The 14828-nt window shown below is 73.4% G+C and carries 11 protein-coding genes; 10 read left to right on the top strand and 1 reads right to left on the bottom strand.

Translation table 11 applies throughout. The features are described 5' to 3' along the window. The first annotated feature begins 681 nt into the window (after positions 1-681). The 3 genes from BLW85_RS16670 (at position 682) to BLW85_RS16660 (ending at position 6375) form a co-directional block, all read left to right on the top strand. The gene (locus BLW85_RS16670; RefSeq protein ID WP_003975777.1) at positions 682-945 is read left to right on the top strand and encodes a WhiB family transcriptional regulator; all 264 of its coding nucleotides are present in this window, start codon (positions 682-684) and stop codon (positions 943-945) included. Positions 946-1150: 205 nt separating this feature from the next. Then, the gene (locus BLW85_RS16665; protein WP_107409132.1) at positions 1151-4858 is read left to right on the top strand and encodes a glycosyltransferase family 2 protein; all 3708 of its coding nucleotides are present in this window, start codon (positions 1151-1153) and stop codon (positions 4856-4858) included. Beyond that, the gene (locus BLW85_RS16660) at positions 4855-6375 is read left to right on the top strand and encodes a DUF5719 family protein (protein ID WP_070023567.1); all 1521 of its coding nucleotides are present in this window, start codon (positions 4855-4857) and stop codon (positions 6373-6375) included. The genes BLW85_RS16665 and BLW85_RS16660 overlap by 4 nt, the downstream gene beginning before the upstream one ends. A gap of 71 nt (positions 6376-6446) precedes the next feature. Here the strand turns inward: BLW85_RS16660 and BLW85_RS16655 are convergent, their stop codons facing one another. Further along, a complete protein-coding gene (locus BLW85_RS16655) occupies positions 6447-6899 on the bottom strand; it encodes a metallopeptidase family protein (protein WP_071828487.1) in 453 nt (150 codons plus the stop codon). 353 nt (positions 6900-7252) lie between these two features. Here BLW85_RS16655 and BLW85_RS16650 point away from each other — a divergent pair, with 353 nt between their 5' ends. From BLW85_RS16650 to ahcY, 7 genes are all read left to right on the top strand, one after another. Further along, positions 7253-7627 carry a DUF3499 domain-containing protein gene (locus BLW85_RS16650; protein ID WP_037660842.1) on the top strand — a complete coding sequence of 125 codons (375 nt, stop codon included), beginning with the start codon at positions 7253-7255 and terminating at the stop codon, positions 7625-7627. Between the two features lie 117 nt (positions 7628-7744). Beyond that, a complete protein-coding gene (locus tag BLW85_RS16645; protein WP_070023563.1) occupies positions 7745-9109 on the top strand; it encodes a phosphomannomutase/phosphoglucomutase in 1365 nt (454 codons plus the stop codon). A gap of 72 nt (positions 9110-9181) precedes the next feature. Next, on the top strand, positions 9182-9352 hold the full coding sequence (locus BLW85_RS16640; protein ID WP_071828489.1) for a Trm112 family protein: 171 nt from the start codon (positions 9182-9184) through the stop codon (positions 9350-9352). Between the two features lie 102 nt (positions 9353-9454). Continuing rightward, positions 9455-10582: an SIS domain-containing protein gene (locus BLW85_RS16635; RefSeq protein WP_074992463.1), complete on the top strand. Its 1128-nt coding sequence runs from the start codon at positions 9455-9457 to the stop codon at positions 10580-10582. 57 nt (positions 10583-10639) lie between these two features. Continuing rightward, positions 10640-11791: a mannose-6-phosphate isomerase, class I gene (gene manA, locus BLW85_RS16630; RefSeq protein WP_074992462.1), complete on the top strand. Its 1152-nt coding sequence runs from the start codon at positions 10640-10642 to the stop codon at positions 11789-11791. A gap of 129 nt (positions 11792-11920) precedes the next feature. After that, entirely contained in the window at positions 11921-12901 is a 981-nt protein-coding gene (locus BLW85_RS16625; protein ID WP_070023557.1) for a cation diffusion facilitator family transporter, read from the top strand. A gap of 293 nt (positions 12902-13194) precedes the next feature. Then, positions 13195-14652: an adenosylhomocysteinase gene (ahcY, locus tag BLW85_RS16620; RefSeq protein ID WP_074992461.1), complete on the top strand. Its 1458-nt coding sequence runs from the start codon at positions 13195-13197 to the stop codon at positions 14650-14652. Positions 14653-14828: the final 176 nt, after the last annotated feature.

Raw genomic sequence — 14828 nt, 5'->3', positions numbered from 1 at the left:
GGGTGCGCTGGTTCCTCGGCGGAGAGAGGGCGGAGAAAGAGGGGACCCGGATCGGGAGACGGGTGCGGCGAAGCTCGGTCGGGAGGTACGGCCGAGCCACGCGGGGCGGGGCGTCGGCGGCAGCCGGAGCGAAGACCTCGGAAGGCGGCGGGCTCAACAGCTGGAACAGCGACAACAGCTACAGCGCGCCCGGGCAGCACCGTGGGACCCGGCGGTGCGGGTCGAGGTGAATGCCGAGTGCGCGAGCATGCCCCCTAGGACAACGGTTCACACCTGCGCTGTCAACTCGATGACCGCCACGTGGGACACAATTCACCTCATCCGGGGCATCTGGCCGAGTGGTGGTTTGCGCCTCGGGACTCCGGGACACATGGGGCACATCCGAGCGGGCGACGAGCCGTGTGCAACGCGATCGAACGCCAGGGCGTCTTTCTCCGTGCAGGGGCCCCAGTGGTGCCGTGCGGAGTGCGGCAGCCCATCGGGCCTCGACCATGTGTCGGGGTTTATGGCGATTTGAACACTTTCCGCATGGCCTTGGTTCCGCAGAGTGAATAACGGGCTCAATAGCAGATCTCGGCTTGACTCGCCCGGAGCAGCACACTTGTAATTTCACTCGTGTCGTTCAGCCGAAATCGGTAACGGCCACGCCACGGGGACGCGAAAGACAGACGAGGGGCGCACATGACCGAGCTGGTGCAGCAACTGCTGGTCGACGACGCGGACGAGGAACTCGGCTGGCAGGAGCGCGCGCTGTGCGCCCAGACCGACCCCGAGTCCTTCTTCCCCGAGAAGGGCGGCTCCACCAGAGAAGCGAAGAAGGTCTGCCTCGCCTGCGAGGTCCGTTCCGAGTGCCTCGAGTACGCCCTCGCCAACGACGAGCGCTTCGGCATCTGGGGCGGCCTGTCCGAGCGGGAGCGCCGCCGGCTGAAGAAGGCCGCCGTCTGACCGCGCGCGAGCAGCACGCATACCCGGGGAAACGTCACGAACGGCCCGCGGCCGGTGGGTTGTCCACAGGCGGCGGGCCGTCGTCGTGGGCAGCCGATAGTGTGGTCGCTCGTCCGAGACGGCCCGCACTCCCCTCGACGTCCCCCTGAGGTCGCAGGAGGCGCGGGCGTCCACCGCAGTCCATCGAACCGGGGCCCGTACCTCGATGTCCGTGCACAGCCATACGGCAGCCCAAGACCCGGCCGCCGCCGCAGCGTTCGACCCAGCCCGCCCGCCCGAGTTCCCGCGCCATGTGGTGACCGCGGTCCTCGTCTCCCATGACGGCGCCCGCTGGCTGCCCGACGCGCTCGCCGGGCTGCTCGGCCAGGAGCGCCCGGTCCAGCAGGCGGTGGCCGCCGACACCGGCAGCGCGGACAACTCCGCCCAGCTGCTCGGCGCATCCCTCGGCGACGCGGGCGTGCTGCACCTCGCCCGCCGCACCGGCTTCGGCCAGGCCGTCGAGGAGGCGAGCCGCACCGCACCCGTCCTCACCCCGGACGAGCTGCCCTACCTCAAGCGCCCCAGCGGCTGGGACCCGGCCACCCGCACCTGGCGCGACGACGCCTACGACCTTCCCGAACTGCCGTACGGCGAACCCGTCCACTGGCTCTGGCTGCTGCACGACGACTGCGCGCCCGAACCCGACGCCCTCGCCCAGCTGCTGCGGGTCGTCGACAACGAACTCGAACTGGGCCGCGACGACGTGGCGGTGGTCGGCCCCAAGCTGCGCGGCTGGTACGACCGCAGGCAACTGCTGGAGGTCGGCGTCTCCATCGCCAACTCCGGCCGCCGCTGGACCGGTCTGGACCGCCGCGAACAGGACCAGGGCCAGCACGACCACGTCCGCTCGGTGCTCTCCGTCTCCACCGCCGGCATGCTGATCCGCCGCGACGTGTTCGAACAGCTCGGCGGCTTCGACCGCCGGCTGCCCCTGATGCGCGACGACGTCGACCTGTGCTGGCGCACCCACCTGGCCGGATACCGCGTCCTGGTCGCCCCGGACGCGGTCGTACGGCACGCCGAGGCCGCCTCCCGCGAGCGCCGCACCGTCGACTGCGTGGGCCGCACCGCCGCCTCCCCGCACAAGGTCGACAAGGCGGGCGCCGTCTACACCCTGCTCGCCAACACCCGTACCGCGGCCCTGCCCTGGGTGATGCTCCGGCTCGTCCTCGGCACCCTGCTGCGGACCGTCGCCTACCTCGTCGGCAAGGTACCCGGACAGGCCGTGGACGAGATCCGCGGCCTGCTCGGCACCCTGCTGCGCCCCGAGCGGATCATCGCCGCCCGGCGCCGCCGCGGCACCCCGCGGATCGACAAGGACGAGCTGCGCAGCCTCTTCCCGCCGCCCGGCGCGACCATCCGGGCCACCGTGGAGCAGTTCGCGGGCAACCTCACCGCGGGCTCCGACACCGACACCGCCCCGGCCGGCCGGCACGGCGGCGCCGTGGAGTCCGGGCCCGGCGGCGACGACGCCGACTTCCTGGAGGTCGAGCAGTTCGCCCGGCTCAGGCGGATCGCCCGCAGGCCAGGGCCGGTGCTCTTCCTCGCGCTGCTGGTCATCTCCCTGGTCGCCTGCCGCGCCCTGCTCTCCGGGGGCGCGCTCGGCGGCGGCGCCCTGCTGCCCGCCCCGGCGAGCGCCGGCGAACTGTGGTCCCGCTTCGCGGACGCGTGGCACCCGGTGGGCGCCGGCGGCACCCCGTCCGCACCGCCCTACCTGGCGCTCGTCGCCACCCTCGCCACCCTGCTCTTCGGCTCCACCGGACTCGCGGTCACCGTGCTGCTGGTCTGCTCGGTGCCGCTCGCCGGGTTCACCGCCTACTTCGCCTCCCGGCCCCTGGTCACCTCCCGGCTGCTGCGCGCCTGGGCGGCCATCGCCTACGCCTTCCTGCCCGCCACCACCGGCGCCCTGGCCGGCGGACGCATCGGCACCGCCGTACTCGCCGTGCTGCTGCCGCTCATCGCCCGCGCGGGCATCGCCGCGAGCGGCCTCACCGGCCGCGACGGCACCCGCGGCAGCTGGCGCGCCACCTGGGCGTACGCGCTGCTGCTGACCATCACCACCGCCTTCACCCCGGTGGTCTGGCCGATCGCGCTGATCCTCGGCCTCGGCGTGCTCGCGCTGCGCCGCGCCGACCTGGCCGCGTCCGGGCTGCGCTTCCTCGCCCAGCTCGGCACCCCGCTGCTGCTCCTCGCCCCCTGGTCGCTGACCCTGCTGCCGACCGGCTTCTTCACCGAGGCGGGTCTGGCGTACGGCGCCTCGGCCGCCTCCGCGCTCGACCTGCTCGGCATCAGCCCGGGCGGCCCCGGCACCGCGAGCGGCCTGCTGCTGCTCGGCATCGTGCTCGCCGCCCTGGCCGCACTGCTGCGCTCGGAACGGCAGTTGGGCATCCGCACCGCCTGGGCCGTCGCCCTGGTGGGCCTGGTCTTCGCGGTGCTCGCCAACCGGTCCGCCTGGGCCGGCCCGGCCACCCTCGTCTACGGCATCGCCCTGCTGTCGGCCGCCGTCCTCGGCGCCGACGGCGCCCGCGCCCGCGTGGCCGAGCAGAGCTTCGGCTGGCGCCAGCCCGTCGCCGCCCTGATCGCCCTCGCCTCGGCCGTGGGCCCGCTGCTGCTGGCGGCCGGCTGGATGCTGCGCGGCGCCGACGGGCCCGTGCAGCGCCGCGACCCGGCCCAGGTGCCCGCGTTCGTCGCGGAGGACTCCACCACCGGCGACCGCGCCCGCACTCTCATCCTCGACAGCGACTCCGCCGCGCGGGTGCGCTACACCCTGGTGCGCGGCGCCGGTGCCCGCATGGGAGACGGCGAACTGGCCGCCGCCGACGGCGAGAACGCGCGCCTGGACAAGGTCGTCGCCAACCTGATCGCCGGCTCCGGCGCCGACCAGGCCGACGAACTCGGCGGGTTCGCCGTGCGCTACGTCCTCGTCCACAAGGGCGCGCCCCGCGACATCTCCCGCGTCCTCGACGCCACCCCCGGTCTCGCCCGGCTCAGCCAGCAGGACGGCAACGCGCTGTGGCGCGTCGACCAGGAGGTCTCCCGCGCCGTCATCCTGCCTGAGGGCGGCTCCGGTTCCGCCGGCGGCCGGCCCGTGAGCGCCGGACCGGTGGACATCCACACCACCGTCCCCGCCGGCTCCGACGGCCGGGTCCTGCGCCTCGCCGACAGCGCCGCCCCCGGCTGGACGGCCACCCTGGACGGCAAGCCGCTGCCCCGCACCACGGTCGACGGCTGGGCCCAGGGCTTCCGGCTGCCGTCCGCCGGCGGCCGGCTCGACGTCACCTACGACGCGCCGATCACCCACACCGCCTGGCTGTGGGCCCAGGGCCTGCTCGGCCTCGTCCTGGTCGTGCTCGCCCTGCCCGGCCGCCGCCGAGACGTGGACGACGACCTCCCCGAGGAGGAGCCGGTGCCCGCACAGCCCGTCGCCGGCGAGGGCCGCCGCGCCCGCCGCCTGCGCGCCCAGGCCGAGGCCGAGGAGGCACCGGCCGAGGACGCGCCGCAAGCACCGGCCGAGGAGCCACCGGCCGCCCTGGAGGGCGCCGGGGAGCAGCCCGCGCCGATCCCGCACCAGCAGCCGTACGACCCCTCCTTCGACGAGTCGTACGCCGGCTCCTACGCGAACACCCCGTACCCCGGCTACGGCGGCGACGCCTACCAGACGGGCGGCTACGACCAGCAGCAGCCGTACCAGGCCGACCCCTACCAGGCGGCCGGGTACGACCCGTACGCCTACGGCAACGGTCAGCAGCCGTACGATCCGGCGGCCTACCAGCAGCAGGTCTACGACCCGGCGTACGACCCCGCCCAGCAGGGCTACGACCCCCAGCACCCCCATGGCACCGGCAACGAGCGCCCCGACGGGAGCCAGCAGTGAACCGCACCACCCTGTCCCTGATCGCCGGCGCCGGCGCGCTGGCCGCCGTCACGGCGTTCGCCGCGCTGGCCGGCCCCTCGGCCTCCGGCGCGGCCGCGCCCACCGCCGCCGCCCACCTGCCGGTGGAGCGCACCAGCCTGCTGTGCCCGGCGCCCAGCGTCTCGGACATCGCCGACACGTCGTACACCTCGTTCACCCCCGTCACCCAGGGCGCGGCGAGCGACGGCAAGGCCCGGCTCCAGCCCGCCGCCGAGGAATCGGTGGACGGCACGGGCGGCACCCAGCAGGGCAAGGGCAAGGGCAAGGACGGCAAGAAGACCACCGCCGAACCCGTGCTCACCCCGAAGGCACCGGGCACCCCCGCCACCGGGGACACCTCGGGCGCCGACGCCCCCGCGCTGATCGGCACCGCCGACGGCAAGTTCGCGCCCGGCTGGACCGTCCAGGAGACCACCGAGATCGCCGCCGGCACCGGCCGCGGCCTCCAGGGCGTGACCTGCACGCCCGCGGACACCGAGTTCTGGTTCCCGGGCGCGAGCACGGCCGACAGCCGCACCGACTACCTCCACCTGACCAACCCGGACGACTCCGCCGCCGTGGTGGACGTCGAGCTGTACGGCAAGAACGGCGCGATCAAGTCGCCGCTGGGGGAGAACCTCACGGTCAAGCCGCACACCAGCGAGCCGATCCTGCTGTCCACGCTGACCGACGAGCGGCAGGACGACGTGACCGTGCACGTCAGCGTGCGCAGCGGGCGGGTCGGCGCGACCGTGCAGGCGCTGGACGGCAAGACCGGCGGCGACTGGCTGGCCGCATCCGCCGACCCGGCGGGCTCCCTGGTGCTGCCCGGCATCCCCAAGGACGCCACCGACGTCCGCCTGATCGCCTTCACGCCGGGTGACGCCGACGCGGACCTCACGATCCGCCTCGCCTCGCCCAGCGGCCTGATCACCCCCGCCGGGAACGAGACGCTGCACGTGAAGTCCGGCATGACCACCGCGGCGGACCTCGGCCCGGTGACCCGGGGCGAGGCCGGCTCGCTGGTGCTGACGCCCACCGACCAGTCGGTGCCGGTCGTCGCCGCGCTCCAGGTGCTGCGGGGCAAGGGCGCGAACCAGGAGATGGCCTTCATCCCGGCCACCGCCCCCGTCGGCACCCGCGCCACCTCGGCCGACAACAGCGCCAAGGGCACGACCCTCGCCCTGACGGCGCCCACCGGCACGGCCAGGGTCAAGGTCACCGCCTCGGCGGGCAGCGACGGCGGTACGGCGGTCTCCAAGACCTACACGATCGGCTCCGGCACCACCCAGAACATCGAGGCGCCGGTCCCCTCGGGCCAGGGCGGCACCTACGCCCTGACGGTCGAACCCCTCACCGGCGCGCCCGTCTACGCCGCCCGCACCCTCACCGCCACCGAGTCGGGCATCCCCGGCTTCACCGTCCAGACCCTCCCGAACGACCGGGGTCTGGTCGCGGTCCCGAAGACGGACGAGGACCTGTCCATCCTCCAGAAGTGACCGGCCGGCGCCCGCGGTTGCACCGCCGCACTCCGCGATCGCGGGCGCCTGGCACGGTCCGCGAGGAGTGACTAGTCCTCCCCGTACCGGGGATCCACGGTCTCCGGCGTCAGCCCCAGCAGCTCGGCGACCTGCTCGACCACCACCTCGTGCACCAACGCGGCCCGTTCGTCCCGCCCCTTGGAGCGGATCTCCACCGGCCGCCGGTACACCACCACCCGCGCCCGCCGGCCGTCGCGCGCCGGCGCGATTCCGCCGAGCGGTACCGCCTCGTCGCCCCACAGCCCCGCCTCGGCCCCTTCGAGCCGCGGCACCTCCAGCACCAGGAAGTCGACCTCGGTCAGCTGCGGCCACCGCCGCTCCAGCCGGTCCACGGAGTCCTGCACCAGGTCGGCGAAGACCTCCGCGCGGCTGGCCGCCAACGGCACCTGCGGAGGCGCGATCGGCCCCCGCATGCCCCGCCCGTGGCGATCACGGCGACGGGGCCCGGGGCCTGCGGCTCGGGGCGGTACACGGTTGTCCATCACCGGTGAAGCGTAGTCCTCGCCCGCCCGGCCCGCCCGGCCTCACGCGCCAACCGGCCACCGGTGACTTCGTGTCGCGTCGGTGTCGCAGGATGACCGTTCCGGCCAAGTACCGGCTCGTTTCGGCAACCGTCCCGAAACCGTTCACGGCCATAGAACTCAAGGCATTTGACGGTGTTTGTACCGGCTCATGACCGAAAACGGCCCCTCCCGATCCCTTCGAAAACCCCTTCCGCGCAGGTCAACAGGGCCTGTCCGCAGGGGTATGTGGGGCGTCTCACAGCACGACACGGGGGAGTGACTGGGCGGAGAGTCGTCGCGGCCCGCTCAAGAGTGCGGTACCGTCCAACGTCGTGAGCCCTGTACGTCGCTGTTCGCGCACCGCCTGCGGCCGACCCGCCGTCGCGACGCTGACGTACGTCTACGCCGACTCGACCGCGGTCCTCGGCCCGCTCGCCACCTACGCCGAGCCCCACTGCTACGACCTGTGCGCCGAGCACTCCGAGCGCCTCACCGCCCCGCGCGGCTGGGAGGTCGTCCGTCTCCTCGACGGCTCCGCCCCCGCCCGCCCCAGCGGTGACGACCTGGAGGCGCTCGCCAACGCCGTGCGCGAGGCCGCCCGCCCCCAGGAGCGCGCGGCCGAGGCCGGTGGCGGCGCCCGGACGGCGGACCCCATGGAGGTCGCCCGCCGCGGCCACCTCCGGGTCCTGCGCTCCCCGGACAACTGAGCGGCACCGGCCGCCACTCCTCCCGGTGACGGCCGCGCGTCCGCTGGTGTCCGCACACCTCGCCCTTACCCCGGACGGGTAGTTTGTGGGCACCCAAGAACTTCAGGAGGGTTGGCCGTGACTGCTGATCTGTCGCAGATCGTGAAGGCGTACGACGTGCGCGGAGTGGTCCCGGACCAGTGGGACGAAACACTGGCCGGGCTCTTCGGCGCCGCCTTCGCGGAGGTGACGGAGGCCACGGCGATCGTCGTCGGCCACGACATGCGGCCCTCGTCCCCCGGCCTGTCGCGCGCCTTCGCGCGCGGCGCGGCGGACCGCGGCGCCGACGTCACCGAGATCGGCCTGTGCTCCACGGACCAGCTGTACTACGCCTCGGGCGCGCTGGACCTGCCCGGCGCGATGTTCACCGCCTCCCACAACCCGGCCCAGTACAACGGCATCAAGATGTGCCGGGCCGGCGCCGCCCCGGTCGGCCAGGACACCGGCCTCGCGCAGATCCGCGAACTGGTCGAGGAATGGCTGGAGTCGGGCGCCCCCGAGCCGGTCGCCGAGCCCGGCACCATCGGCTCCCGCGAGACGCTGGAGGACTACGCGGCGCACCTGCGCTCGCTGGTCGACCTCACCGCCGTCCGCCCCCTGAAGGTCGTGGTCGACGCGGGCAACGGCATGGGCGGCCACACCGTGCCCACGGTCTTCGCCGGCCTGCCCCTGACCCTCGTCCCGATGTACTTCGAACTGGACGGCACCTTCCCGAACCACGAGGCCAACCCGCTCGACCCGGCCAACCTCGTGGACCTCCAGAAGCGGGTCCCGGCCGAGGGCGCCGACCTCGGCATCGCCTTCGACGGCGACGCCGACCGCTGCTTCGTCGTCGACGAGAACGGCGACCCGGTCTCCCCGTCCGCCGTCACCGCCCTGGTCGCCGCGCGCGAACTCGCGCGCCACGGCGGAGCGGGCACCGTCATCCACAACCTGATCACCTCGCGCACCGTCCCGGAGGTCGTCCGCGAGCACGGCGGCACCCCGGTCCGCACCCGCGTCGGCCACTCCTTCATCAAGGCGGAGATGGCCCGCACCGGCGCGATCTTCGGCGGCGAGCACTCCGCGCACTACTACTTCAAGGACTTCTGGAACGCCGACACGGGCATGCTGGCCGCCCTGCACGTGCTGGCCGCCCTCGGCGGCCAGCAGGGCACGCTGTCCGCGCTGGTCGCCCAGTACGACCGCTACGCGGGCTCCGGCGAGATCAACTCCACCGTCGCCGACCAGGCCGGCCGCATCGCCGCGATCCGCGCCGCCTACGAGGGCCGCGACGGCGTCACCCTGGACGACCTCGACGGGCTCACCGTCTCCGCCGCCGACTGGTGGTTCAACGTCCGCCCCTCCAACACGGAGCCGCTGCTCCGGCTGAACGCCGAGGCGAAGGACGAGGCCACCATGGCCGCGATCCGCGACGACGCCTTGGCGATCATCAGGGCCTGAAACCCCGATCCGCCCCGCAGCGGTTACGCTGACCAGCGGTCAACGAAACTCCGCCCCTCGAAGGGACACCCCATGCCGCTCGAAGCCGGCCTCCTGGAGATCCTCGCCTGCCCGGCCTGCCACGCGCCCCTCAAGGAGCAGGACGCCGAGCTGATCTGCACCGGCCGGGACTGCGGCCTCGCCTACCCGGTCCGCGACGGCATCCCGGTCCTCCTCGTGGACGAGGCCCGCCGCCCCGAGTGAGCCGGGCCGCCCGGCACCGTGACCTCCCCGGAGCGCCGCGGGCGCCGCGGACCCGCGTAGCGTCGTAGACACCGCATCCCGGCGATCGGAGGGCTGCCGCCCATGCTGGACGAAACGCTGCTCGACAGCCCGGAGGGCCTCGCCGAGGCCGACCGCCGGGGCCTGCTGCGCGGTGCCGCCGAGGCCGGCGCCCGGGTGCGCACCGCGGCCCGGCACGCCGCCGAGGCCGGCGTCGGCGGCCTCGAACCCGACGGCCGCCCCCGCGCCGTACTGATCGCGGGCCCCGGCGCCGCCGCCACCCACACCGCCGACCTGCTCGGCACCCTGGCCGGGCCCGGCAGCCCGGTGGTCCGCCTGGCCCCCACCGGGGTCGCCCCCGCCGCGGGCGCCCTGCGCTGGGAACTGCCCGGCTGGGCCGGCTCCGTGGACCTGCTGCTGATCGCCACCCCGGACGGCACCGAGCCCAGCCTCTCCCTCCTCGCCGAACAGGCGTACCGCCGGGGCGTCTCGGTGGTCGCCGTCGCCCCGGCCGACACCCCGCTCGCCGAGGCGGTCTCCGGCGCGCACGGAGTGTTCGTGCCGATGGCGACGGCCCCCTACGACCAGGAGGAACCGCTCGCCGCGTCCTCCCCGGGCGTCTTCTGGGCCCTGCTGACCCCGCTGCTCGCCCTGCTCGACCGCGTCGGCCTGCTCAGCGCCCCGCCGGAGGCCCTGGAGAAGGTCGCCGACCGGCTCGACGAGATCGCCGAGCGCTGCGGCCCCGCCATCGTGGCCTACAGCAACCCGGCCAAGACCATCGCCGCCGAACTCGCCGACGCGCTGCCCGTGGTGTGGACGGAGGGCGCCTCCGCGGGCCCGGCGGGCCGCCGGTTCGCCGCCGCCCTCGCCGAGCTGGCCGGCCATCCCGCCGTCGTCGCCGAACTCCCCGAGGCGCTCGCCGCGCACGGCGCCCTGCTGGCCGGCCCGCTCGCGGCCAGCGCCGACCCGGACGACTTCTTCCGTGACCGGGTGGAGGAGCCGCCCGCGCTGCACGCGCGCGTCGTGCTGCTGCGCGACCGCCCGCTCGGCGGTCTCACCGCCGCCCCCGCCGCCCGTGACCTGGCGCTGAGCCACGACACGCCGATCAGCGAACTCGAACCCGAGGAGGGCGGTGAACTGGAGACGCTCGCGGAACTGATCGCCGTCACCGATTTCGCCGCCGTTTACCTGGCGCTCGCTTCCGGGGCCTGATCTGGCTACAGGCCGGAGAGCACCGGTCGGCGCACGCACGGAAGACAGAGAAGACACATGGACCGCCTCGACAACACCGTCCGCCCCTACGCCTGGGGTTCCCCCACCGCCATCCCGCGGCTGCTCGGCACCGAGCCGACCGGCGAACCCCAGGCGGAGATGTGGATGGGCGCCCACCCCGGCGCCCCCTCGCGCACCGCGCGCGGCACGCTCGCCGAGGTGATCGACGCCGACCCGGAGCGCGAGCTGGGCAAGGAGACGGTCGCCAGGTTCGGCCCGAGGCTGCCGTTCCTGCTGAAGATCCTCGCCGCGGACGCGCCCCTGTCGCTCCAGGTGCACCCCGACCTCGCGCAGGCCAGGGAGGGCTACGCCGACGAGGAGCGCCGCGGCGTCCCGCTCGACGCCCCCGAACGCAACTACAAGGACGCCAACCACAAGCCCGAACTGATCTGCGCCCTCACCGAGTTCGACGGCCTGTGCGGCTTCCGGCCCCCGCAGCGGACCGCCGACCTGCTCGCCGCGCTCGGCGTCGACTCCCTCAAGCCGTACGTCGACCTGCTGCACGCCCGCCCCGAGGACGCGGCCCTGAGCGAGGTCCTCACCGCGATCCTCACCGCGGACCGCGCGGAGACGGCCCGCACGGTCGCCGAGGCCGCGGCCGCCTGCGCCCGCCTCGGCGGCGACCACGCCCCCTACGCCGAACTCGCCCACCACTACCCCGGCGACCCCGGCGTCCTCGCGGCCATGCTGCTCAACCACGTCCGACTCCAGCCCGGCGAGGCCCTGTTCCTCGGCGCCGGCGTCCCGCACGCCTACCTCAGCGGCCTCGGCGTGGAGATCATGGCCAACTCCGACAACGTGCTGCGCTGCGGGCTGACCCCGAAACACGTCGACGTGCCCGAACTCCTGCGCGTGGTCCGCTTCGAGGCGGGCGACCCGGGCGTGCTGCGACCCGAGGCCGCCCCGGACGGCGAGGAGGTCTACGAGACGCCGATCGACGAGTTCCGGCTCTCCCGCCACGTCCTGCCCGCGGGCGGCACCGCCCACGACCTCACCCGCGACACCCCGCAGATCCTGCTCTGCACGGCCGGTGCCGCCCGCGCCGGCGAACACGAACTGGGCCCCGGGCAGTCCGTGTTCGTCCCGGCCGGCGAGAAGGCCGCGATCTCGGGCGCGGGCACGGTCTTCCGCGCCACCGTGGTCGTATGAATGGTCGTCTGACCGGACCTGTGGAAACCTGACGCGCCGGTGCCCGGCCGGGCTGCAAGAATGGCCCACCGGCAAAGGCCGGGCAAAGACGCAGGCACCGAGCAGAGACCGAAGGGACAACGCGGACACATGAGCGCGTCAGGCGGTACCAGGGCGATCGTGGCGGCACTCGGCGCCAACCTCGCGATCGCGGCATCGAAGTTCGTGGCGTTCGCCTTCAGCGGCTCCTCCTCGATGCTCGCCGAGGGCGTCCACTCGGTCGCCGACTCCGGCAACCAGTTCCTGCTGCTCATCGGCGGCAAGAAGGCCCAGCGCGAGGCCACCCCGCAACACCCCTTCGGCTACGGCCGCGAGCGCTACATCTACGCCTTCCTCGTCTCGATCGTCCTCTTCTCCATCGGCGGCATGTTCGCCATCTACGAGGGCTACGAGAAGATCTCCCACCCGCACGCGCTGGAGAACTGGTACTGGCCGGTGGCCGTCCTCGTCTTCGCGATCCTCGCCGAGGGCTTCTCCTTCCGCACCGCCATCAAGGAGTCCAGGGAACTGCGCGGCACGCTGTCCTGGTCGCAGTTCATCCGCCGCGCCAAGGCCCCCGAGCTGCCCGTCGTCCTCCTGGAGGACTTCGGCGCGCTCATCGGCCTCGTCCTCGCCCTCGCCGGCGTCGGCCTCTCCCTGCTCACCGGCGACGGCGTCTGGGACGGCGTCGGCACCGTCTGCATCGGTGTCCTCCTCGTCTGCATCGCCCTCGTCCTGGCCGCCGAGACCAAGTCGCTGCTGCTGGGCGAGGCGGCCGGCCTCGACGTGATCAAGAAGATCGAGGCGGCGACCGTCGACGGCGAGACCGTCACCCGCATCATCCACATGCGCACCCTCCACCTCGGCCCCGAGGAACTCCTGATCGCCGCCAAGATCGCGGTACGGCACGACGACACCGCCGCCGAGGTCGCCGCCGCCATCGACGCCGCCGAGGACCGCATCCGCACCGCCGTCCCCATCGCCCGCGTCATCTACCTGGAACCGGACATCTACAGCGAGGCCGAAGCCGCCAAGGGCCCGGACCCGGCGGCCACCCCCGGCGGCCCGAACCCGCACGCCACCGGCCACTGACCCGGCCCCGGCCGGTTCCCCCGCGGACCGCGTGGCCGCCCGGCGAACGGGTCACACCACGCGGACGCGGACTGTGGGCGACCGGGCCGTCCGGTGTAGCTTGGGACGGAGCCAGACGTCGCTGCTGATGGCGGTCGGGCGGTCCCCACGGACCGGCCGAGGGAGAGAGGGCCTCCGACGGACTGCGCTGCGCACACGTGGGCATGCCAGTGTCCTCTTCCGGGGACCCGTGTGTCCGCCGCCGCGCAGACCAGCCGTACCCACCTCGACCCGAATCCGAGGAGCAGCTCGCAATGACGACTGTCGACAACCGACAGGACTTCAAGGTCGCCGACCTCTCGCTGGCCGAGTTCGGCCGCAAGGAGATCACCCTCGCCGAGCACGAGATGCCCGGCCTGATGGCGATCCGCAAGGAGTACGCCGAGGCCCAGCCGCTGGCCGGCGCCCGCATCACCGGCTCGCTGCACATGACCGTGCAGACCGCCGTGCTGATCGAGACCCTGGTCGCCCTCGGCGCCGAGGTCCGCTGGGCGTCCTGCAACATCTTCTCCACCCAGGACCACGCGGCCGCCGCCATCGCCGTCGGCCCCGACGGCACGCCCGACAACCCGCGCGGCGTCCCGGTCTTCGCCTGGAAGGGCGAGACCCTGGAGGAGTACTGGTGGTGCACCGAGCAGGCGCTGACCTGGCCGGACAGCCCCACCGGCGGCCCGAACATGATCCTGGACGACGGCGGTGACGCCACCCTCCTCGTCCACAAGGGCGTCGAGTACGAGAAGGACGGCAAGGTCCCCGGCCTGGAGACCGCCGAGTCCGACGAGCACCGCGTCATCCTCCAGCTCCTGCACCGCACCCTGGGCGAGAACCCTCGGAAGTGGACCCAGCTGGCCTCCGAGATCCGTGGTGTGACGGAGGAGACCACGACGGGTGTGCACCGGTTGTACGAGATGCAGCGGGACGGTGTGCTGCTGTTCCCGGCGATCAATGTGAACGACGCGGTCACGAAGTCGAAGTTCGACAACAAGTACGGTTGCCGGCACTCGCTGGTGGACGGTATCAACCGGGCCACCGATGTGCTGATCGGCGGGAAGACCGCGGTGGTGTGCGGTTACGGCGATGTCGGCAAGGGCTGTGCGGAGTCGCTGCGCGGTCAGGGTGCGCGGGTGATCGTGACGGAGATCGACCCGATCTGCGCGCTGCAGGCGGCGATGGACGGGTACCAGGTCACGACGCTGGACGAGGTCGTGGACAAGGCCGACATCTTCGTGACGACGACGGGCAACAAGGACATCATCATGGCCTCGGACATGGCCCGGATGAAGCACCAGGCGATCGTCGGGAACATCGGTCACTTCGACAACGAGATCGACATGGCCGGTCTGGCGAAGATCCCGGGCATCGTCAAGGACGAGGTGAAGCCGCAGGTCCACACGTGGACCTTCCCGGACGGCAAGGTGATCATCGTGCTGTCCGAGGGGCGGCTGCTGAACCTGGGCAACGCCACCGGTCACCCGTCGTTCGTGATGTCGAACTCGTTCGCGGACCAGACGCTGGCGCAGATCGAGCTGTTCACCAAGCCGGACGCGTACCCGACCGGTGTGTACGTGCTGCCCAAGCACCTGGACGAGAAGGTCGCCCGGCTCCACCTGGACGCGCTCGGCGTCAAGCTGACCAGGCTGCGCCCGGAGCAGGCCGCGTACATCGGCGTCGAGGTCGACGGCCCGTACAAGCCGGACCACTACCGCTACTGACCGCCCCCGAGCCGCTCACCGCGTCTCGGCCAGGTCCACAGAGACAGGCCCCCGCACCCCCGTGCCGGGGGCCTGTCCCGTTGGAGCCGGTACGGCCCTCACCCACCCGTCCGGCGCTCACGCACCCCGGACCGGCACGCGGCGGCGACCCGAGCCCGTCACGACCCAGGACCCCC

It is taken from the genome of Streptomyces misionensis, assembly GCF_900104815.1.
Lineage (GTDB): Bacteria > Actinomycetota > Actinomycetes > Streptomycetales > Streptomycetaceae > Streptomyces > Streptomyces misionensis.
Note: the sequence above shows the minus strand (reverse complement) of the source record. Positions and strands in the feature narration are given on the sequence as shown.